General features: G+C 48.2%; 16 protein-coding genes. 11 read left to right on the top strand and 5 right to left on the bottom strand.

The features are described from left to right. Nucleotides 1–102 precede the first annotated feature (102 nt). Complete coding sequence (locus tag ACN6MW_RS02475) at nucleotides 103–984, top strand: helix-turn-helix domain-containing protein (protein WP_419874071.1); 882 nt, start codon at nucleotides 103–105, stop codon at nucleotides 982–984. 85 nt (nucleotides 985–1,069) lie between these two features. On the opposite strand, the gene ACN6MW_RS02470 is transcribed toward ACN6MW_RS02475, so the two are convergent. Next, nucleotides 1,070–1,555, bottom strand: coding sequence for a C40 family peptidase (locus ACN6MW_RS02470; RefSeq protein ID WP_419874070.1), 486 nt, complete (start codon nucleotides 1,553–1,555; stop codon nucleotides 1,070–1,072). A gap of 165 nt (nucleotides 1,556–1,720) precedes the next feature. Next, on the bottom strand, nucleotides 1,721–2,701 hold the full coding sequence (locus ACN6MW_RS02465) for an aldo/keto reductase (protein ID WP_419874069.1): 981 nt from the start codon (nucleotides 2,699–2,701) through the stop codon (nucleotides 1,721–1,723). Nucleotides 2,702–2,928: 227 nt separating this feature from the next. Here ACN6MW_RS02465 and ACN6MW_RS02460 point away from each other — a divergent pair, with 227 nt between their 5' ends. From ACN6MW_RS02460 to ACN6MW_RS02435, 6 genes are all read left to right on the top strand, one after another. Beyond that, on the top strand, nucleotides 2,929–3,711 hold the full coding sequence (locus ACN6MW_RS02460) for an alpha/beta hydrolase (RefSeq protein ID WP_419874068.1): 783 nt from the start codon (nucleotides 2,929–2,931) through the stop codon (nucleotides 3,709–3,711). A gap of 241 nt (nucleotides 3,712–3,952) precedes the next feature. Beyond that, entirely contained in the window at nucleotides 3,953–5,446 is a 1,494-nt protein-coding gene (locus tag ACN6MW_RS02455; protein ID WP_419874067.1) for an alpha-N-arabinofuranosidase, read from the top strand. Between the two features lie 11 nt (nucleotides 5,447–5,457). Then, nucleotides 5,458–5,733 carry a DUF6171 family protein gene (locus ACN6MW_RS02450; RefSeq protein ID WP_419874066.1) on the top strand — a complete coding sequence of 92 codons (276 nt, stop codon included), beginning with the start codon at nucleotides 5,458–5,460 and terminating at the stop codon, nucleotides 5,731–5,733. Nucleotides 5,734–6,052: 319 nt separating this feature from the next. Beyond that, on the top strand, nucleotides 6,053–7,066 hold the full coding sequence (locus ACN6MW_RS02445; RefSeq protein ID WP_419874065.1) for an S-layer homology domain-containing protein: 1,014 nt from the start codon (nucleotides 6,053–6,055) through the stop codon (nucleotides 7,064–7,066). Nucleotides 7,067–7,533: 467 nt separating this feature from the next. Next, a complete protein-coding gene (locus tag ACN6MW_RS02440; RefSeq protein WP_419874064.1) occupies nucleotides 7,534–7,776 on the top strand; it encodes a hypothetical protein in 243 nt (80 codons plus the stop codon). A 77-nt stretch (nucleotides 7,777–7,853) separates the two neighbouring features. Then, nucleotides 7,854–12,347, top strand: a complete 4,494-nt coding sequence (locus ACN6MW_RS02435) for a sugar-binding domain-containing protein (RefSeq protein ID WP_419874063.1) — start codon at nucleotides 7,854–7,856, stop codon at nucleotides 12,345–12,347. A gap of 96 nt (nucleotides 12,348–12,443) precedes the next feature. On the opposite strand, the gene ACN6MW_RS02430 is transcribed toward ACN6MW_RS02435, so the two are convergent. Together ACN6MW_RS02430 and ACN6MW_RS02425 are read right to left on the bottom strand one after the other, a co-directional pair. Further along, nucleotides 12,444–13,088, bottom strand: a complete 645-nt coding sequence (locus ACN6MW_RS02430) for a cupin domain-containing protein (protein ID WP_419874062.1) — start codon at nucleotides 13,086–13,088, stop codon at nucleotides 12,444–12,446. 238 nt (nucleotides 13,089–13,326) lie between these two features. Next, entirely contained in the window at nucleotides 13,327–14,625 is a 1,299-nt protein-coding gene (locus ACN6MW_RS02425; protein ID WP_419874061.1) for an alpha-glucosidase/alpha-galactosidase, read from the bottom strand. A 148-nt stretch (nucleotides 14,626–14,773) separates the two neighbouring features. Here ACN6MW_RS02425 and ACN6MW_RS02420 point away from each other — a divergent pair, with 148 nt between their 5' ends. From ACN6MW_RS02420 to ACN6MW_RS02405, 4 genes are all read left to right on the top strand, one after another. Beyond that, complete coding sequence (locus ACN6MW_RS02420) at nucleotides 14,774–15,631, top strand: helix-turn-helix domain-containing protein (RefSeq protein WP_419874060.1); 858 nt, start codon at nucleotides 14,774–14,776, stop codon at nucleotides 15,629–15,631. A 1,141-nt stretch (nucleotides 15,632–16,772) separates the two neighbouring features. Continuing rightward, complete coding sequence (locus ACN6MW_RS02415; RefSeq protein WP_419874059.1) at nucleotides 16,773–17,690, top strand: helix-turn-helix transcriptional regulator; 918 nt, start codon at nucleotides 16,773–16,775, stop codon at nucleotides 17,688–17,690. A gap of 82 nt (nucleotides 17,691–17,772) precedes the next feature. Next, complete coding sequence (locus ACN6MW_RS02410; RefSeq protein ID WP_419874058.1) at nucleotides 17,773–18,288, top strand: DinB family protein; 516 nt, start codon at nucleotides 17,773–17,775, stop codon at nucleotides 18,286–18,288. A 241-nt stretch (nucleotides 18,289–18,529) separates the two neighbouring features. Beyond that, complete coding sequence (locus ACN6MW_RS02405; RefSeq protein ID WP_419874057.1) at nucleotides 18,530–19,096, top strand: YdeI/OmpD-associated family protein; 567 nt, start codon at nucleotides 18,530–18,532, stop codon at nucleotides 19,094–19,096. A 133-nt stretch (nucleotides 19,097–19,229) separates the two neighbouring features. Here the strand turns inward: ACN6MW_RS02405 and ACN6MW_RS02400 are convergent, their stop codons facing one another. Continuing rightward, on the bottom strand, nucleotides 19,230–20,243 hold the full coding sequence (locus tag ACN6MW_RS02400; RefSeq protein ID WP_364149565.1) for a LacI family DNA-binding transcriptional regulator: 1,014 nt from the start codon (nucleotides 20,241–20,243) through the stop codon (nucleotides 19,230–19,232). Between the last annotated feature and the right edge of the window lie 43 nt (nucleotides 20,244–20,286).

Below are 20,286 nucleotides of genomic sequence, written 5' to 3'. Positions count from 1 at the left end.
GATCCGCATGCCGTTTTTTTATATCATTTTACTGTTCAAATGTTCTGAAACTTGCAATACTAGATAATAAAATGTTGAACAATTGTCCTAGCAGGAGGCTATATGAATTTTTTGTTCGACCCGGTTAAATTTGATGGACAGACGATGCTGTGGTCGCATGCCGTTAAATCAGAGGCGGCTTACCCCGGCTTTTACCATTGGCATCAATGCATGGAGCTGCTGTATGTGCATGAGGGAGAGGGAAGCGTTATCGTGAACCAGCATACTTATGAAATGCGCCCAGGCATGCTGTTCTTGTTTCAACCCTTCCAATTGCACAAGATATTTGCCAATGTGAGCAAAGACACGCCGTATAAACGTACGATCGCGTTTTTTGACCCGTCCGTATTTGCGGAAAGCCTGACACACTTCCCTCTTCGTCACAGCCTGTTTATGAAGCTTTGGCAGGGGAGATCGACAGGGCCCGCCTTCGATTTAACGCAAGAAATCCAGCAAGTGGAGGACGGGTTCTCAAATTACGATGAGATAAGCAAGCAGGGAAGAGGCCAAGAACAGGAAGAGGTGACGCTGCTGCTTCTAGAGCTAATGGGCCGCATTCATAAAGCAAACGGCCGCGTACAGCATCAGGAAGCAATCGAAACGGACGGAAGAGCATTGCGATATTCGGAGAAAATCATGCATTGGATCGAAATGCATTATGCCGAAGAAGTTAGTCTGGATCAGCTGGCGGAATGGCTGCATTTATCGAAATTTTATGTATCGCGTGTGTTTCATGAGGAAACGGGAAGCCATATTACGGATTATTTGACCGCAAGGAGAATTAAGCAAGCAAGCAGGCTTCTTCAATCGACGACGCAATCGATAGAGCAGGTTGGTATAGCGGTCGGATATCCGAATGTTTCATATTTCATTCATATGTTTAAGAAGGTAGTAGACGTTACGCCGTTAAAGTATCGTCAGCGGCATGTAGCGGCCTTGAAATAAAGTTTCCATCCACAATGAAAAGCAAAAAGCTGCTGCCGCAAGGAGCGGCAACAGCTTCAAATATGCGCGTCGTAAATAAATGACACTAGCTTAATACACGTCTTGCCGTTACGTACTTCTTAGCCCAATAGCCTGTATTGAGGCTTGTAACCGTAACGCCTTTGCTCGTGGAGCTGTGAATAATTTTGTTATTGCCTGCATAAATGGCTACATGGCTGATCGACTTGCCGTTTGTGTTGAAGAAAACAAGATCGCCCATGCTTAAAGAGCCTTTAGCAACCTTCTTGCCAACCGCAGCTTGCGCTACAGAGGTGCGTGGAAGGGAAACATCAAGTCCTTTAAAGAGAAATTGGGTGAAAGATGAGCAGTCAAAAGCGTATGTAACGCCTGCTGGTGCACCGAATTTATAAGGTGTTCCGAGGTATTGTTTACCGGTAGAAATAAGGTTGATGGTAACGGGCGTTGCTGCATGCGCTTTAGGCGCAAAAGAGCCAAGTGAAATTGCCGACATGACGATCGCGCTGCAAATGCCTGCTTTGGCAATCGATTTCAAAAAGTGTGATGTTCTCATGCTGTCAGGATGTCCCTCCGCGTTTCGTAATATGTATATGACTATAACACATCTGAAACAGGCGGAATTTCCACATGAGAGCGAATGGTTAGATGTTATAAGGATTCTGAGCGATTATGAGAAATAAATGAAAAAATATTAATAAATTATGGATTGCAACATTGGTTAAGGCATGTTTACGCCTCGGGCGCTTACGAGCAGCGAGTACCATTGCTCTCTCGTCATGATCTCAGATTGGCGCACGGCGTCTTTGCAAGCTATAATACGCTCAGGATTAACCGTGCCAATAACGGGCTGAATGCGCGCCGGGTGCTTCATTAGCCAAGCTAGCACGACGGATTCTGGCGTTGTTTCGTTCTCGTCAGCAATTTGTTTAACCATTGCGGATGTCTGGATCTCCGCTTCGGTTGCATTCTCCGAAACCCTTCCCGAAAACCTTCCTTGCGCAAGCGGGCCCCAAGCTTGGATTTGAATGTCTTCCATTTGCATGAATTCCATTAAACCCTCAGCAAAATTATCTTTTAAGCCAGCCTTTTGGTTAACATGGATGCCTTGATCAACCCAATCATGGCGAAGCAGGCTGAGTTCTAGCTGATTTACAACGATCGGATCAGGCAACGCGCGCTGCAGGAATCTTATTTGCCCTGGGCTCATATTCGATACGCCAAAGTTCCGTACTTTTCCGGAGAGCTTCAGCTTCGTGAACGCTTCGGCGATTTCATCCGGTTCCATAAGGGGATCTGGACGGTGTAGCAGCAAAACATCTAAATATTCCGTTCCAAGACGCTCTAAAATCCCGTCAACGGAAGGTATAATATGCTCTTTCGAAAAGTTGAATCTTCCGGGTAAAGTACCGTCGGAGAGCTGAATGCCAACCTTGGATTGAATGACGATTTGTTCTCGGAGCTTAGGCTGCTGCTTCAAGACTTGTCCGAACACGGACTCCGCTTTGCCTCTCGTATAAATATCTGCATGGTCATACATAGTAATGCCAATGGATAAGGCAGCTTCAACGGCTGCTTCAGCCTGACGAATATGATTTGTCGTGATGGGGTCAGCGAGATCCCAGCTTCCGCCGAGTCCCATGCAGCCTAGCGCTAAACGGCTGTCAGATATCCCGCGACGCTCTAATGGCATCAATTTCATTTTTCATCAACCTCCAAATAGTTTATTTCAAGCTCGGACGGATTCTATTATACCTTGCTATCGTTTTTCATATAAGCACTGAAAAAAAGTTCACTAAGTAACTTTATTACGCGCTGGCAAAGAAGGTTAGCGGTAACGGCAGCTTAGATTGCAAGCGCTTCATAATGATGCTACATTACTAGTGATGAGAACAACTTGTTACTATTATATTTAGGGAGGGAAATCGATTGGCGTTCATTACTTGTAATTTTTTCTCTGAAGCGCTAGGTCTCAGCACATCAATGACTGTTATTTTACCTCAGCAAACGTCTTCGCAAATCGGTATGAATAACCGAAGCAGCCAGAAGCTGCACAAAACTTTATATTTACTGCATGGTTTCTCCGATGACGATACGATCTGGACGAGAAGAACGTCTATCGAACGATATGTAGCCGAGCTTGGGCTCGCTGTTGTCATGCCTAATGTCCATCAAAGCTTTTACACGGACATGGAATACGGGAATAAATATTGGACTTTCCTGACGGAAGAGCTTCCGGCCATCGCCCGTTCCTTCTTCCCCCTATCAGACGCAAGGGAGGATAATTATGTTGCAGGCCTTTCAATGGGAGGATATGGAGCGTTCAAATGGGCGCTGAGGCATCCTGACCGGTTTGCAGCCGCTGGAAGCTTGTCGGGCGCGCTTGATATGGCTGCTCATATCAAAGACCCGGCGATAACTCACATGAAGCCTTATTTCCATCTGATCTATGGAGAGAAAGATATTGAGGGTACCGATGAAGATTTGCTTCATCTAGTAGCAGAGCATAATGCAGCGTCTATGACGAAGCCGCCGCTTTACCAGTGCTGCGGAACGGAAGATTTTCTCTACAATGATAATCTCGCATTCCGGGACGCCTGTGAGGCAGCAGGCTATCCGTTGACTTATGTCGAGGGCCCGGGAAGCCATGAGTGGGGTTATTGGGATACGCATATTCAGTCTTTCTTGAAATGGATTCCGTTAGAAAAATGATCAACGATAAAAAATCACGCGCGATTATTAGCAAAATCGCGCGTGATTTTTTCTTTTTATCGGCAGGAGCATATTTCGATAAATATTTTATGGGATATATAAAGATTAGGGTTGCAAATTGAATCCGCTGCCATTATGATTTGAGTAGGATTAACATTTATACGTGTGGATAAACAAATATATTAATCCAATGAAATGATGAACTTATTTTAACCCAACATTCGAAGCGAGGTTGATTCTTTTGGCAAACCGTATAACGATTAATGCCGATTTGGCAGCAGGCACGATTAACCGCAATATTTACGGACATTTTTCCGAGCACTTGGGACGCTGCATTTATGAAGGGATTTGGGTAGGCGAGGATTCTCCCATCCCGAACACGAACGGGATCCGCAACGATGTCGTCGCTGCGCTTAAGCAGCTCAAAATTCCGGTTCTCCGCTGGCCGGGCGGCTGCTTCGCCGATGAATACCACTGGAAGGACGGCATCGGTCCGCGCGAGTCGCGTAAACGGATGATCAACACGCACTGGGGCGGCGTCCTTGAGAACAACCATTTCGGTACGCATGAGTTTTTGATGCTTTGCGAAATGCTCGAATGCGAGCCGTATATCTCGGGTAACGTAGGAAGCGGCACGGTGCAGGAAATGTCCGAATGGGTCGAGTACATGACCTTTGACGGCGTATCGCCAATGGCGGAATTACGCCAGGAGAACGGCAGAGAAAAGCCTTGGAACGTCAAATATTTCGGCGTCGGCAACGAGAACTGGGGCTGCGGCGGCAACATGCGTCCTGAATATTACGCTGACCTCTATAGACGATATCAAACGTATGTCCGCAACTATGGCGAGAACAAAATCCACAAAATCGCATGCGGTCCAAACGTGGATGATTACCGCTGGATGGATGTTGTGATGCGTGAAGCGCACTGGATGATGGATTCGATCTCCTTGCACTATTACACGATTCCAGGCGAATTCTGGACAGGAAAAGGCGCGGCAACGGGTTTCTCTGAGGATGAATGGTATATCACCATGAAGAAAGCGCTTTGGATGGACGAGCTGATCAAGCGCCATTCTACAATTATGGACCGTTATGACCCGAGCAAACGCATTGGCCTTATCGTAGACGAGTGGGGCACTTGGTTCGACGTTGAGCCAGGTACGAACCATGGCTTCCTATACCAACAGAACACGATTCGCGATGCGCTCGTGGCGGGCTTGACGCTAAATATTTTCCACGATCACTGTGACCGGGTTCAAATGGCGAATATCGCTCAGGTGATTAACGTGCTGCAATCGGTTATCTTGACCGAGGGCGAGAAAATGGTGCTGACGCCGACTTATCATGTTTTTGACATGTATAAGGTGCATCAAGACGCGACGCTGCTGACAACTTCGATTGACAGCCAGGATTATGCGCATAACGACCAGAAGATTCCGCAGGTATCGGTATCGGCATCCAAGGATGCGGAAGGCCGTATCCATGTTAGCTTGTGTAATCTGGATAACCATTCCGGCGCCGATGTTGATATCGATGTCCGCGGCCTAGTTGGAGCGGGACTTCAAGTTACGGGGACGGAGCTTACAGCGTCAATTAAGGATGCGCACAATACCTTTGAGCAGCCGGATGCGGTCGTGCCGACAGCTTATCAAGCTTTCTCCGTTAACGGTACAAAAATCAGCGCGAAGCTCTCGCCTATGTCCGTAACGGTGCTTGAGCTTATCTCGGAATAAGGCAAGCTTTTATGATGAGCAGCCGAAATCAGTGCAAGGGTTGCCGGGATGATTACCGCGTAACCGATGAGCAGATCGACCGCATTTTGGCGGCGCCGATGTTTCAATCCGATATTAGCGTACCGGATGACGTATACGAGCAGCGCTTGCAGGCTTGCAGAGGCTGTCCAAAGTTTCAGTACGGCACAACTTGTACCGTTTGCGGCTGCTTCGTGCGCATTGCTGCCAAATATAAAGACCGAGCTTGCCCGAATCCCGGTGACAGCCGTTGGAAGAAGTTCGCGTAAGCGAAAATAAATAGAAGACCGCTTTCCGTTGTTACGGAGAGCGGTCTTTGTTATTTTACGGAACGCAAGGGAAAGGAACGGCGGAAATTCATAAATTAAAACCTGATATTGCAAATACATTCCGAAATCATCTTTGTAAAATAAAGCTAATGAAGGGATGCGAATACAGCTGAACTTCGGTTAAAGGAGCTCCTGGCAAGAGGAGCGCCTTTCTTTCTCGGCTTCAATGATACATTTTGTATCATTTCCTCGCATTTTTTTTAGAGCAAGCATGCTTATCGCTCCATCTCACATTTTGTATTTGAAAGGGACGATTTCAATGTTGAATTGTAAGCGTTTTATGTCGGCTGGCCTAATCGTTTTACTGCTGGCCATGGCCATGCCAAGCTTTGCTTTTGCGGCTGAATCTCCTGTATTTACGCTCACGCAGGAGAAGTCGGACAACGATATCGAGATCGTTGTTACAGCGGATAAATTAACGGATATGTACGCTTTTGAAATCAAGCTTTCCTTTGATGCAAAGAAGCTTCGTTTGAAGAGCGCGAGCAGCAGCATCACTGGTTATTCGATTTCACCGATCGTGGAAGGCGGACAAATCGTGTTCGCATCGACAAAAATCGGAAAAAAGCAGGGCGACAGCGGGAAAAGCAAATTATCCAGCTTCCTGTTTGAAAGCTTAGGCAAAGGGGAGGCGGAGGTAAAGCTCACCGATGTAAAGCTGGTAAACAGCGCACTCGGATCGGTTACGCTTAAACCGAACGTTAAGCTGGCAGCCGTTTTGGACGATTTTGCCGTTTTATTCAAAGATATTGCAGCCCACTGGGCAAGAACAGCCATAGAACGAGCGGTCAAACTGGGTTTCATTACCGGTTATACCGATGGCACCTTCCGTCCGAATGCCCAGGTTACCCGTGCCGAGTTTGCGGCTATGCTCGTCCGGGCGTTGGATTTGCAAGCAAGGGTAGGGGACACCACAACGTTTAAGGATGCAGGCAGCATACCGGGCTGGGCCTCCGGTTTTGCAGCCACGGCTGCAGAGGCAGGCATCCTAACGGGTTATGAGGACCAAACCTTCCGGCCAGGCAAGCCGATTACCCGCAGCGAAATTGCCGTGATGGTTACAAGGGCGCTTGCTTGGGAGGCGGATCCGGACAAAAAATCATCTTTTGCCGATCGTGATTTGATCCCTGCATGGGCGCATCCTTCCGTTGCGATGGCTGCCGAAGCGGGCATCCTGAGGGGCAGAGGCGATAACCAATTCGCTCCTAACGCGAATGCGACCAGGGCGGAGGCGGTAACTCTTTTGCTTGCCGCCATTGATGTAAAGAAATAAGCAGCCCTGCCGTGAAGCAGCTGGTGACTGATGCATGAGGAGCAGATCAAATAAAAAGCTCGATTTTGATAATTGGCGTTTTTCTTCTAGCGGCGGATCCGAAGGCGGAAAATTGAACGCAGCTGCGCTAGAGAATGTACTAAGTGTAGATCAGGCTGCCTTGTATCGACGGCAACATCCGGCGTGAAGGCGACGGCCTTGCCTACCACATTCATTATCGATAAGGACGGCACTGTGCTGGATACTTTCCATCTGATTGATTCGATGGAATTCGAGAGCAAGCTGATATGTTAACGGAGGGGAGGTGAGCGAAGCGACGAGGAAGGCGGTGAAAGCTGCACAAAGATTCCAACAAAACCGCTTTTCATCATGACCAAAGTTTGAGGGAGTGAAGCAAGATGAGGTTCAGCTGAGGCAGTGCCTGGGTTCTTCGAGGATCATTTCAACCGGTCGATCATTAATGAGGCTTGACACTGCCTAATTGGCAATCCGTGCAGGGTGATTGGAAATTGCAGTCTGGCGGGATTACCGTGAATGCCGGCGGGCATGACAATAAAATTACGATAGGCGATCTGGCCATTGTGGCTGCCGCTTATGGCAAAACGGGCAGCGATCCGAATTGGGCGCAGTACCAAAAGGGTGATTTAAGCCGTGACGGAAAAGTAGACATCGAGGATCTCGCTATGGTTGCAGGCCGAATCATCGACTAAAAGGACCAGGGAGGAAGGCGCATCACTTTCTCCGCCAATTTCAACTTTTATTAAAATGAAATTTTGGAGGTTCATACATGTTGAAACGAAGCAAAGCATTAAGCACGTTAGTGGCATTTTCCATGTTTTTTACCATGCTGGCTTCCGCCGTATCTTTTACGCCTCGCGCTGCGGCATCGGAGGGGGCGGCAGAGCCTCAGTACCACGGCTTGAAATCCGAGTATTATACGGCAGGAGGTCCGCCAAATTTCACTTTCGGCACCTTAAAAGGCATCGGCTATGATCCGAACTTGGATATATCCAATCTTGAGCCGTCTATCAAAATGTTTACAGGCCAAGAGAACCGTGTCGGCATTAGGTGGACCGGATTTATACAGCCTGCATTCACCGAAAATTATACCTTTTATATTACCGGCGACAATGGCTTCCGCCTCTGGATCGACGATAAGCTTACGATTGACCACTGGATAGCTGACTGGGACAAAGAACAAACCTCGCTTCCGGTTGCATTGACGGCAGGCCAGAAACACAAAATCAAGCTGGAGCTCTTTGAGGATAACGGCGGTTCGAATGTTCATATGCGCTGGTCCAGCCCAAGCGTTACGAAGGAAGCGGTGCCGACGGAAGCCTTTTATTTGCCGGACGGCTTTGCGCCGGGCGGTACGATACTCGAGGACGGCCTCAGCGCCGAACTTCCATTTCAACAATCGCTTAAGCCAATAACAGCCGAATTCATTAATCATTTGCAGGTGAACATTTCGACGGGCAGTCTGGCTATCGTCTCGGCGGCTTTAAAGGAGGGCGATGATAAGGTTGTCGTTGTCAACTTCAAAGAAGCGGTTTATTCCAAGGACGTTGGCAATGTCAAGGTGGTTTACGACGGTCAAGGCGGTCTGGAAACGCTGGCAGGCGCAGCCGTGGAGGGTTTCGATAAACCGCTGCTTAACGGCTCGAAATATCAAATCATGTCGCCGTGGGCGGATGACGTGGAGAAAGAAAATGTACTTCCTGAATATCCTAGGCCTCAATTAGTGCGCGAGGATTGGGTGAATTTAAACGGGGAGTGGGAGTTCCAAGCGGCCCATAAAGGAGAAGCGATTCCGGCGGGCAAATCGCTGAAAGAGAAAATCCTCGTTCCGTTTGCTGCCGAAGCAAAGCTCTCGGGCATCAATCGCGTTGAAGACTTGATGTGGTACAAACGCAGCTTTACGGTTCCGGAGAGCTGGGACGGCCAGCGTGTGAAGCTTAATTTCGGAGCGGTCGACTATTTGGCAACGGTGTATGTGAATGGCCAATTGGCAGGCAGCCACAAGGGCGGCTACACCTCGTTCAGCTTCGATATTACGGATTATCTCGTGAAAGGCGAGAATGAGCTGATCGTGCACGTGCTTGATGAGACAGATATGGGCGCCGATCAAGCGGTCGGGAAGCAAACGGTCAAAAAGCTCGGCGGCATTTGGTACACCTCGGTTTCGGGTATTTGGCAGACGGTATGGCTCGAGCCTGTTGCCGCAGCGCATATCGATAAGCTGGATATGTCGACGGACATCCAAAACGGGATTTTGAAATTAACCGCAGCCGGCAGCGGCATCCAAGGCCAAACGATTGAAGCTGTCGCGATGGCAAACGGGGAAGTCGTCGGAACCGCAGCCGGCGCGGTTGGCGCTGAAATAGCGGTACCCGTACCGAATGCAAGGTTATGGTCTCCAGATGATCCGTTCCTCTATGATTTAAAGGTTTATTTGAAGGATGGCGGGCAGACGGTTGACGAGGTAACGAGCTACTTCGGAATGAGAGAAATCAAACTGGGCAAAGTAGACGGCATAACCCGTCCGCTGTTGAACGGGAAATTCGTGTTCCAAATGGGTCCGCTCGACCAAGGCTTCTGGCCGGACGGCATCTACACGGCTCCGACAGATGAAGCGCTAAAATTTGATATCGAAGCAGTTAAACGCGTTGGCATGAATACGATTCGCAAGCATATTAAGGTGGAGCCTGCCCGCTGGTACTATTGGGCGGATAAGCTCGGCGTGCTCGTATGGCAGGATATGCCGAGCCTAGAGGACCGTCAAGGCAATAGAGGCTCGGATATTACGCAAGCCACGAAGACGCAGTGGTTTAAAGAGTACAAAGAGATGGTTGACCAGCTCCGCAGCGTGACATCGATTATTGTTTGGACGGTGTTTAACGAAGGCTGGGGACAATTCGACCAAGGCGGACAGCAGACAAGGGATGCAACCAGCTATGTAAAAAGCCTGGATTCGACTCGCCTTGTTAACAGCACGAGCGGCTGGTGGGATGCAGGAGCAGGCGATTTGCTGGATATGCATCGGTATCCGGAACCGGGCGCACCGAGCCCAAGCGATACAAGAGCAGCCGTACTGGGCGAATACGGCGGTTTAGGCTTGCATGTGCCGGGGCATGAGTGGAGTCCGCTCGTCTTCTCTTATCAATTGATGAACAGCAAAGAGCAGCTGACTTCGACCTACATCGCGTATATCAATAAGGTGAAGCAGCTGAAGGAAACCGGCTTAAGCGCGGCGATATATACGCAAATCACGGATGTGGAATACGAAATCAACGGTTTGCTGTCGTACGACCGCAAAGTGGAGAAAATGGATTTTGACCGCATAGCGGCTGCTCACCGCGATCTGATCGGGACGGCTACAAAAGCGGATCTGCTTGCAGAAATTACTGCTTCAGAAGCATTATCAAGCAAAGCAAAAGTTGGCGAAGGAGCGGGAGAGTATAAGCAAACAGTGGCGCATGCTTTCCAAGCACAGATTGATTCGGCCAAAGCGACTGTCCAGAACGAGAACGCGTCAGCTGCCGATATCCAAAATAACCTAAAGGCGCTTCAAGCCGGACGCATGCAATTTTTCAACAACGTGAACGATCCGATTCCGGCAGGCTCATTGGCTGACAATTTTAATGCTGCGGTGTTAGATGCCGCGTGGACAGTCTTTAAACCAGACAATTCCAAATGGTCACTGACGCGTAAACCAGGGTTTTTAAGCTTGGATACGTCTGCAGGAGATACCTTCCAAACGTCAAATAACCTGCCGAACATATTCCTTAAAGACGCACCGGCCGGGGATTTCGTGATGACGGCCAAAGTCGACGCTCCCGTTCGGAAAAACTTCCAGCAGGCAGGGCTTTTTATTTGGCAAAATGAAGACAATTACTTTAAGTTCGGCCACGTATGGGATACAGAGGGCGCTGCAGGCAAAAGCCTAGAAACCGCATACGAGAAAAACGCGGTTTATAAAAAAGCGACTAATATGGTTTTGCATCCCGGCTACGATACCTCGTATTTACAAATCAGAAAGATAGGTAACGTCGTCACTACGTTCTATTGGGACGGGACCGATTGGAAACAGGCAGCTGATCCGATGACCGTTAATCTAAGCCAGTTGAAAATCGGATTTTACGGCCTATCCGCGGGAGATCAAGGTTCCATTCAAGCTAATTTTGATTACTTCTCGGTTGGGCCTGTCGCAGTGGCGGATAAATCAGCGCTTCAAGCTGCCGTGACGGCTGCTGATGATCAGCTCGGCGCAGCCGTAATCGGCATGGAGCCGGGGCAATATCCGCAAGCGGCAAAAGATGCATTCGCAGGCGCAATAGCTGCTGCGAAATCGGTTGCGGCCGATGCGGGAGCCGTGCAATCGGCAGTTGATGCGGCTGTGGCAGCTTTAAATCAAGCGTCTGCTGCGTTCGCCGCTGCGATAGTGCCGGCTGCTGACGAACCGACTGCAACGATTGCCGGCGCAGCACAGGTTAAAGCAGGCCAAACCTTTGATGTGACCGTAGGTTTGGCCAATATTACAGCCGAGAAATTCCAGACGCTGTATGCTCAAATGCTGGTCATAAGCTTCGATCCAACGAAATTGGCATTTTCGGAGGCGACATCCTTAAAGCAAGGATTTGGCATTCTTGAGCAGAAAACGCTTGAGCCAGGAAAGGTTCGCATCATTGCAGCTGGTCAAGGAAATGGCGTGGATGCCAACTCGGATTGGCTGAAGCTGAGCTTTTTGGCTAATGCGTCTGGAGCGCCTAACACCTCAACGATTACGCTAAGCGGTGTTGAAGCGGCCAATGGCGAAGGCGAAGAGCTTAAAGCACAGGGGGCTGCGCATACCGTTCAGATTAGTGCCAAAGTCGATGTGTCTGGTTTGAATCAAGCGATTGCGGCTGCAGAAGCAATCTATGACCGTGCCGTAGTCGGCAATCAGCCGGGACAATATCTAGCAGCTGCGAAATCGGCCTTTGCTGCGGCGATTGCGAAAGCGAAAGAGGTTGCAGTCAACCCGAACGCGAGCGACATTCAGGTAAATGAAGCGATTGCTGCGCTAAGTGCTGCCGTAACTGTGTTCCAAGCTTCCGTGTTATCTGGCGATATTAACAACGATCAGAAGATAACGATCGGCGATCTTGGTATCTTAGCGGCTGCCTACGGTAAAACAAGCGCTGATCCTAGCTGGTCGCAGTATAAGAAATCTGACCTTAATGCAGACGGCAAAATCGATATCGAGGATATCGCGATGCTTGCAAGATGGATTCTGGGGTAATTCGTATTCATCGTTTTGGTATGGCGCGACAATAAAACAGGTGACCTGCAGCCCATTCGCTGTCGGTCACCTGTTTTTGTTGAACGCACTGTCTATTTAGTATTGCTGCGTTCGATGGTGATGGCCGTACTTTTGGTTCGCTGCCTGATGCTCGACAGGGGCTTGATTAACCGATTGCTTATGGGCCGTTTGAGCATGAACGGGATTGTAGCTGCAGCCGTTCGGCGGTCCCAAAACGACGGTGTCTGTTAACGGGGCAAGCGTATTTTTTAATTTAGCTTCATCCAGGCAATAGGTATAGGCCAGCACATTGGAAGGGGTTAAACGCAAAATGTCAGATCCGTAAATAACATCGGGAACCGGGGCATCGAAGATCGCCAGCAGATGCGTGTTGTCGAGCGTGGCGATTTCGTAATGCCACCAGCCCTGCGGGATGTTAACGACTTGACCGGGCACTACATTGAATTGGAGGAGCTGCTTGGTAAAAGGGTTTAAGAGAGAGATTTCTGCTGCGCCTGAAATACAGTAAACAAGCTCCGCGGCATTCTGATGGTAATGCGGCTCGACTACGTTTCCTTTGCTGAGGAAAATATCGAGCAGCGATAAATTGGTCAAAGTGTTTAGTTGTTTAACGGATAATAAATTTAAGTAGTTGTATGGATCTTTTTTGAAAATCGGATTGGTGTTTACATCGAATGCAAATTGCGTCCCCGGGGATGTGTAGTCCGTATATGAATTCATGCGAATGTTCTGCTCCTTTTCGATATGGTGTTTGAATTCTTATGGAAATAGAGTATGTGTTTGCCTATTTCGGCGTGAGTATCTTTAGAAATAAAAAACAGCCGTTCCGGGCAAATGAATGCTGGGGAACGGCTGTATATTTAAGAATATAAGGAAATATGAATTTTAACCTTATAAGATGCTTATCTTCCTCCGCGAAAAGAGCTTTGCCGCCTATGACGGCGTCAGCCGTTCACGCTTATTTATAGCTAGGCAGCCAACTGCCATGCGCTTCAATAAGATCATCGCATAGGGATACGATATCATCCATAGACAGCTCGGCTGAGGTATGAGGATCCAGCAGCGCCGCGTGGTAAATGTGATCGCGCTTGCCTGTAATGGCGGCTTCGATCGTGAGCAGCTGCGTGTTGATGTTTGTGCGGTTTAATGCAGCAAGCTGCGGCGGCAGGTCGCCGACATAAGTAGGCGTAACTCCGTTAGCATCCACGAGGCACGGCACTTCAACGCAAGCTTCTTTCGGCAGGTTAGTTATTAAACCGGTGTTCATGACGTTGCCGCCGATTTTGAACGGATTGTTCGTTTCAATGGCTTCAAGAATATAGGAAGCATATTCATGGCTGCGGCAATGCTCGAGATTGCTGTCGTTCACGAGCGAGTCGCGCATGGATTTCCAGCCCGCGATTTGATTCACGCAGCGGCGCGGATATTCGTCAAGCGGAATGTTAAAGCGTTCAATAAGCTCCGGATAATTGCGTTTAATGAAATAGGGATGATATTCGGCGTTATGCTCGGAGGATTCGGTTATATAGTAGCCGAACTTGAGCATGAGCTCATAGCGGACCATATCATGATGTTGTTCCTTCTGCTTCTCGGCTGCGCGCCGTTTAATTTCCGGATAAAGATCGACGCCGTCTTTGCTCGCCTCCAACAGCCAAGCCATATGGTTGATACCTGCGATTTTATATTTTACGCCGGTGGGATCGAGATCCAGGTGTTCAAATAAATGCGGTACGCAAACCTGAACGCTGTGGCATAATCCGACTGTTTTTACGCCGCCATAGGTGTTCATCACATTGGTTAGAACGGCCATCGGATTCGTGTAATTCAGGAATAAGGCATCCGGACAAACCTCATTAATATCGCGGGCGAAATCGAGCATAACGGGAATGGTGCGGAGATTGCGGAAAATACCACCGATGCCTACGGTATCCGCTATCGTTTGGCGCAGGCCGTATTTTTTTGGAATTTCAAAATCGGTTATCGTACAAGGGTCGTAGCCGCCTACTTGAATGGCATTTACAATGTATTTTGCGCCGCGAAGCGCTTCTTTGCGATCGGTATAAGCTTTAATCTGACAAGTGCTTCCGCTTGTTTTTTGGATATTGAGCAGCATCTGCTCGGAATCATGAAGACGCTCCCCGTCAATATCGAATAAAGCGATTTCAAAGCCTTGAAGGGCGGGCGTCTGCATCACGTCTCCAAGGATATTTTTGGCGAAAACGGTGCTTCCTGCTCCGATAAAAGTAATTTTGGGCATTTGATAATGGCCTCCTATTAATTGTGTGCTGACTCCTTTAGTATAAAGAGGCCATCTAAAAATGGATATGGAAGGAAGGGAGGATTATATGGAGAAATGTAGCATCATTTAGTAAAATGTGTAGAGCTGGTTTAATGGAGGTGCAATCATGGAAACGCATCAGAGTTTCTCGCTTAGTATAAATAGAGCTCCTCTTAAAGGAGAAATGTCTGTCTTATTCAGCGGAAAAGGAAGGCCGGTCGGCGGTCATTTTATTGGACCTGCCGTCCATGATTATTTTTTGATCCATATCGTTTTGGACGGGGAGGGGACGTTTGAGACGCTTGGAAAAGCATATTCATGCAAGGCTGGCGATGCTTTTGTCATTTTCCCTGATATTTTGGTCAAATATGAAGCAAGCCTAAGCAGTCCTTGGACATATATGTGGGTGGCCTTTTCGGGCGATATCGTAGAGGCTGCGCTCAGCTCGATCGGCATCACGCCGGATTTTTCTGTCATTCACGGCTGCTCGCTGCCTGCCATGCAAAAGCTGTTCAGAAGCATAAGGAAAAGCATGGAGAAAACGAATGCCCCAGCGCTAGGGAATATGGAGGCATCTGGATGGCTTAGACTCGTGCTGCATGAGCTTGGAAGCCTGTCTCCCACTGGCAGCAGCACTGGTAGCACGCCGGAATCCCACTCCTACCGCCAAATTGACCAAGCTGTCAGGCTCATGTCACTTCAGTACGGACAACAGCTGTCGATTGAAGGAATCGCTCGGACGCTCGGCTACCACCGCGCCCATCTCACGAGGCTGTTCAAAGAGGCGACAGGGCTTCCGCCGATGCAGTTTTTATATAAGGTACGGATGAAGAAAGCGGAGGAGCTGCTGGAGGGCGAGTTGACGATCGCTCAAATCGCGGCGTCTGTCGGTTACAATGATCCGTTGTTTTTTACGAAACAATTCCACAAATGGAGCGGCCAATCGCCTACGGATTTTCGCAAAGGACTTCGCGGAAAAGAGTAGGCATATGGCGCTGGCTCTGTATCACAATGGATTGGCTGAGCAGCAATGCATTTTGCATCACGGTTGTTTGGCCGTTGAGCTAGGATGCAAGTTGCATTATGGTGGCTCGGCTGTTAAGCTACAATGCAGTTTATACAACGTACCTTCGACTTAACGAGCTTTTGCTCAGCTATAGTGTAGTTTGTGCAGCAGAAATGATGGTTTCGGCCTCATATGCTGGGTAATAAGCTGAATCTGATGCCTTTTTTTGCATTGTACCATCGCAGTTGTGTACCTATTCAGGTATCTGCTGTACTTTCTGCAGTGTTGCTCCTTATTAGAATAGTATGTGTAGTGTAGCTGCTTATTAGAATAGTAGGTGTAGTGTAGCTCCTTACTAGAATAGTAGGTGTAGCGCTGCTTCTTGCATCACGGTTCGCAACAGCGAAACGCCCGAGCTGCAGGTCCGAGCTACAATGCACTTTATACAACGTATCTTCAACTTATCGAGCTTTTGCTCAGCAACAGTGTAGTTTGTGCAGCAGAAATGTTGGTTTCGGCCTCGTATGCTGGGTAATAAGCTGAATCTAATGCCTTTTCTGCATTGTAGTAACGCAGTAGAGTATCCATGTCAGGTTTCTGCTGTACTTTCTGCAGTGTAGGTCCTTATTAGAATAGTAGGTGTAGCGCTGCTTCTTACATCACGGTTCGCATCACAGCGAAACGTCCGAGCTGCAGGTCCGAGCTACAATGCACTTTATACAACGTATCTTCAACTTAACGAGCTTTTGCTTAGCTACAGTGTAGTTTGTGCAGCAGAAATGATGGTTTCGGCCTCGTATGCTGGGTTATTGGCTGTTTCTGATGTCTTTTCTGCAATGTAGCATTGCAATTGAGTATCTATGTCAGGTTTCTGCTGTACTTTCTGCAGTGTAGCTCCAAACTTGATGAGTAGGTGCAGCGCTGCTTCTTGCATCACGGTTCGCATCACAGCGAAACGTCCGAGCTGCAGGTCCGAGCCGCAAGTCCGAGCCGCAAGTCCGAGCTACAATGCACTTTATACAACGTATTTTCAACTTAACGAGCTTTTGCTCAGCTATAGTGTAGTTTGTGCAGCAATAATGACCAGCAATACGAAATGGAATAACGGGTGGGGATACCTATGAAATTGGAACGATTAATCTCAATGATTTACAAGCTGTTGAACAACGAAGTTTTATCTGCCTCCACGCTGGCTGAAGAATATCAGGTTTCCCAAAGAACCATCTATAGGGATATCGATGTGATCTGTGCCGCTGGCTTCCCGGTCGTATCGTACCAGGGGATTAAAGGTGGATATGGCATGATGGACGGATATAAAATGGATAAAAGCTTGCTCGGTTCGTATGATGTCGATTCCCTGATCACCGTGCTCAGCAGCCTCTCCTCCGTGTTTGAAGACGAGCGTGCGCAAGGAACCATTGAACGACTGCGAACGATTGGAACGGAGCCTCAATCTTCGAGTCTAGCGGTGGACTTTGAAACCCGCCGTACGGATCCCGACGCGCTTCCACATTTACGAACGGCCATTACGGAGCGAAAGATCGTCCGCTTTGATTATGTCAATGCAGATAATGAACGAACAACCCGTGATTTGGAACCGGTGAGGCTTCATTTTAAATTCGGCAATTGGTACATCTATGGTTATTGCCAAACACGGCGGGATTATCGAGAGTTCCGGCTATCCCGGATGATGAATTTGTTCCTGACTCAGGATGCCTTTCAGCCTCATCCCGAGGTACCGAAAGAGGCTGGTTCTTCAAACAGGGCATGGCAAGATCAGGTGGAGGAAGTAGTGATCCGGGTGGGACCTGAGGCGATGGCAGAAGCGATGGATCAGTTTCACCAGGTTGATAAGGAATTTTATGCCAATGGAAGTATGACAATGCGAATTCTTGTTTATAAGCCGTTGAAAGCACGTTGGCTTTGGTCAATTCTGCTGAGTTTTGGCAGCGGCGCCGAAGTTCTCGAACCTCCTGCACTGCGAGGCATCTTACAAGAACAGCTTCAAAATACACTCAAACTCTATGAAGAAGTATGACAGTCTGTTGTCATACTTTTTTTATTATTATAACAACAGAAACAAAATCAAATTAATGAAAAGTCAAAAGGAGACGATACGAATGACGAATCATTCAGTTGAAATGTTTAATTACCACACCTGGGCCAACCAAACGATCCTGGGGAGAATCAAGGAACTCCCGTCCTCTGTACTGAGTCAAGAAGTGAACAGCTCATTTCCCACGATCGCCCATGCCCTTAGTCATCTCTATGCGGTTGATAAAATGTGGTATCTGGTTTTAACAGGCACTGATATGCGAGAGGCGCTGCAAGCATGCATACCGCTAAATGAGAGCATCCTGTATTCTGTGGATGAATACGCCAATATCTTTGCCCGGTTATCAGAACAGTTTAGAGAATGGTTCCGAGGCCAAGCCGATTTGGAGCAAACCATTTTGCTTGACAATCCATTCGCCGGAATACGCCAAACACGCTTATCGGAAATTGTGCTGCATCTGGTTAATCACGGGACCTATCACAGGGGCAATATTTCTACAATGTTACGTCAGTTAGGACACGCATCCACCATGAACGACTATTCACTTTTTTGGTATCAGGAACCTGCAGTATCCATTTAATGTTGTTTTGAATGAAATCAATTCAGTCTAAAAGGTCGATATTTCTGAGAACAGAGAAATCGACCTTTTTATTGCTTGTAAATTGATTTGCAGCGTTCTAGCAATTTCAAAAGAGAAATAAGTCGCTTTTGGATTTATGAAATAAATCATTTTGCTCCTAACTCCGACATCGACTAGGGTCATAAGCTCTATAATGAATATAACTACTCTCCATACCTAGAAAGGAGAATGTATTTTAACTATGGAAATTGAAAATCTGCTTACAGTAAAATCGAGAGAAGATTTGAGGGCTTGGCTGCAGGGGAATTGTAAGATTGAAAAATTTTGTTGGGTCGTAGTCAGTATGACGCCAAACCCGGATACGCTGCTCTATTTGGACGCGGTCGAAGAATGTTTGTGCTTTGGATGGATCGATGGAGTCAAAAAGAAAATATCTGAAACGGGGCTGGCGCAGAGACTGTCACCTAGAAGCAAAGGAAGCTCATGGACGGAATTGAATAAAGAACGTGTCCGCCGCCTCGAAAAGTTGGGGTTAATGAGAGACGAAGGAAGAAAGGTACTTCCTGATATGGACCACGATTCTTTTAAAATTGATAGGGTGATAGAACAAAGGCTAAAAGAGGAAAGGCAAGTATACGAGAATTTTTTGGCATTTCCGGCTCTTTATCAAAGAGTTCGGATCGACACGATACAAAGCAATAAAAATCAGCCGGAATTATTTAAGAGTAGATTAGACAAATTTATAACAAACACGAAAGAAAATAAAATGTACGGGCAATGGCATGATAATGGACGCCTTCTAATTTGAACTCGGCGCGCAGTGCGCGCCAAGCCGCTGACCACGTTCTAAGGTTACTAAGCCAACAGCAAAGAGACGGCTTACTAAGCCGGTATTGGCTGTAATAAGCAGTCTCATTTAGATTGGCGAAGGAGAGCACCGGCTACGTTAAGGCTTTCACCGACCTGCGGATGATCAGATCGGCGGGGAGGACGATTTTTTTCCAAGGCTGCGCCGTTTCCCGCTCTTGAATACGTTCAACGAGCATTTGCATGCCCATATAACCGAATTGATAGGCCTGCTGGGCAGCAACCGTCAGAAACGGCTCTACTTCCGAATAAGGACCCAAATCGTCAAAGCAAACGATAGACATTTCGTCCGGCACGCCGATGCCGCGCTCACGAAGCAGCCGTAATATTTCGACGGCAAGCACATTGTTTCCCGCAACGATCGCGGTCGGAGGCGGGTCTAGCTGATCCAGCCATTGGCCCATCTCCGTTAAATCGTTTAACGGGCCGAAGCTGGTCTCGAAAACATACCGTTCATCATACGTTAGGTCATTGAGCTTCATCCCTTCCTGGAAGCCTTGAAGCCGCAGCCTTGCGCTAGAAATCGAAGGCGACCCGTTTACGATCGCAATGATGCGATGGCCTTGCGCAGCGAGATGCTCAACCAGTCTTTTTGCGCCGTCTTTGCTGTCGCCGAGCACGATATCGCATGCGATGCCCGGGACCTCCCGGTCGAGGAGCACGAACGGAACTTTATGCTTCCGCAGCGATTCCAAATGGGGCAGCGACGGATCGCCGGCAGGCGCAACAAGCACACCATCCACGCGCGTGGTCAAAATCGTCGTCACGTAATCGGATTCCTTATCGATACTTTCATCACTGTTGCCAAACAGCAGCCGGTAGCCCGAGCGCTTGGCCGCATCCTCGGCGCCCCGGGCAAGCGTCGTATAGAACGGGTTCATAATATCGGTTATGAGCAGAAAGAGCAGCTTTGTTTGCTGGAGCACGAGGCTTCGGGCCGTCTGATTAGGCACATAACCAAGCTCCTCCATGACACGCTTTACCTTCGCTCTTGTTTTTTCGCTTATTTTGCCAGTGTTATTGATAACTCTGGAGACGGTCATAGCGGATACGCTTGCTTTAGCCGCTACATCATAAATCGTTACCATATCTTTGTCCCCTTATCGATAAATCATAGTTTCTATCATACAA

This window comes from Pristimantibacillus sp. PTI5 (assembly GCF_048572955.1).
Lineage (GTDB): Bacteria > Bacillota > Bacilli > Paenibacillales > Paenibacillaceae > Pristimantibacillus.
The sequence above is the reverse complement of the archived record's forward strand: the minus strand, read 5'-3'. Positions and strand labels throughout refer to the sequence as shown.

What these genes read in the sequence shown, in the direction of transcription:
- ACN6MW_RS02475 (WP_419874071.1), top strand. Translation starts at nt 103, where the DNA reads ATGAATTTTTTGTTCGACCCGGTTAAATTTGATGGACAGACGATGCTG.
- ACN6MW_RS02470 (WP_419874070.1), bottom strand. Translation starts at nt 1,555, where the DNA reads ATGAGAACATCACACTTTTTGAAATCGATTGCCAAAGCAGGCATTTGC.
- ACN6MW_RS02465 (WP_419874069.1), bottom strand. Translation starts at nt 2,701, where the DNA reads ATGAAATTGATGCCATTAGAGCGTCGCGGGATATCTGACAGCCGTTTA.
- ACN6MW_RS02450 (WP_419874066.1), top strand. Translation starts at nt 5,458, where the DNA reads ATGATGAGCAGCCGAAATCAGTGCAAGGGTTGCCGGGATGATTACCGC.
- ACN6MW_RS02445 (WP_419874065.1), top strand. Translation starts at nt 6,053, where the DNA reads ATGTTGAATTGTAAGCGTTTTATGTCGGCTGGCCTAATCGTTTTACTG.
- ACN6MW_RS02435 (WP_419874063.1), top strand. Translation starts at nt 7,854, where the DNA reads ATGTTGAAACGAAGCAAAGCATTAAGCACGTTAGTGGCATTTTCCATG.
- ACN6MW_RS02430 (WP_419874062.1), bottom strand. Translation starts at nt 13,088, where the DNA reads ATGAATTCATATACGGACTACACATCCCCGGGGACGCAATTTGCATTC.
- ACN6MW_RS02425 (WP_419874061.1), bottom strand. Translation starts at nt 14,625, where the DNA reads ATGCCCAAAATTACTTTTATCGGAGCAGGAAGCACCGTTTTCGCCAAA.
- ACN6MW_RS02420 (WP_419874060.1), top strand. Translation starts at nt 14,774, where the DNA reads ATGGAAACGCATCAGAGTTTCTCGCTTAGTATAAATAGAGCTCCTCTT.
- ACN6MW_RS02415 (WP_419874059.1), top strand. Translation starts at nt 16,773, where the DNA reads ATGAAATTGGAACGATTAATCTCAATGATTTACAAGCTGTTGAACAAC.
- ACN6MW_RS02410 (WP_419874058.1), top strand. Translation starts at nt 17,773, where the DNA reads ATGACGAATCATTCAGTTGAAATGTTTAATTACCACACCTGGGCCAAC.
- ACN6MW_RS02405 (WP_419874057.1), top strand. Translation starts at nt 18,530, where the DNA reads ATGGAAATTGAAAATCTGCTTACAGTAAAATCGAGAGAAGATTTGAGG.
- ACN6MW_RS02400 (WP_364149565.1), bottom strand. Translation starts at nt 20,243, where the DNA reads ATGGTAACGATTTATGATGTAGCGGCTAAAGCAAGCGTATCCGCTATG.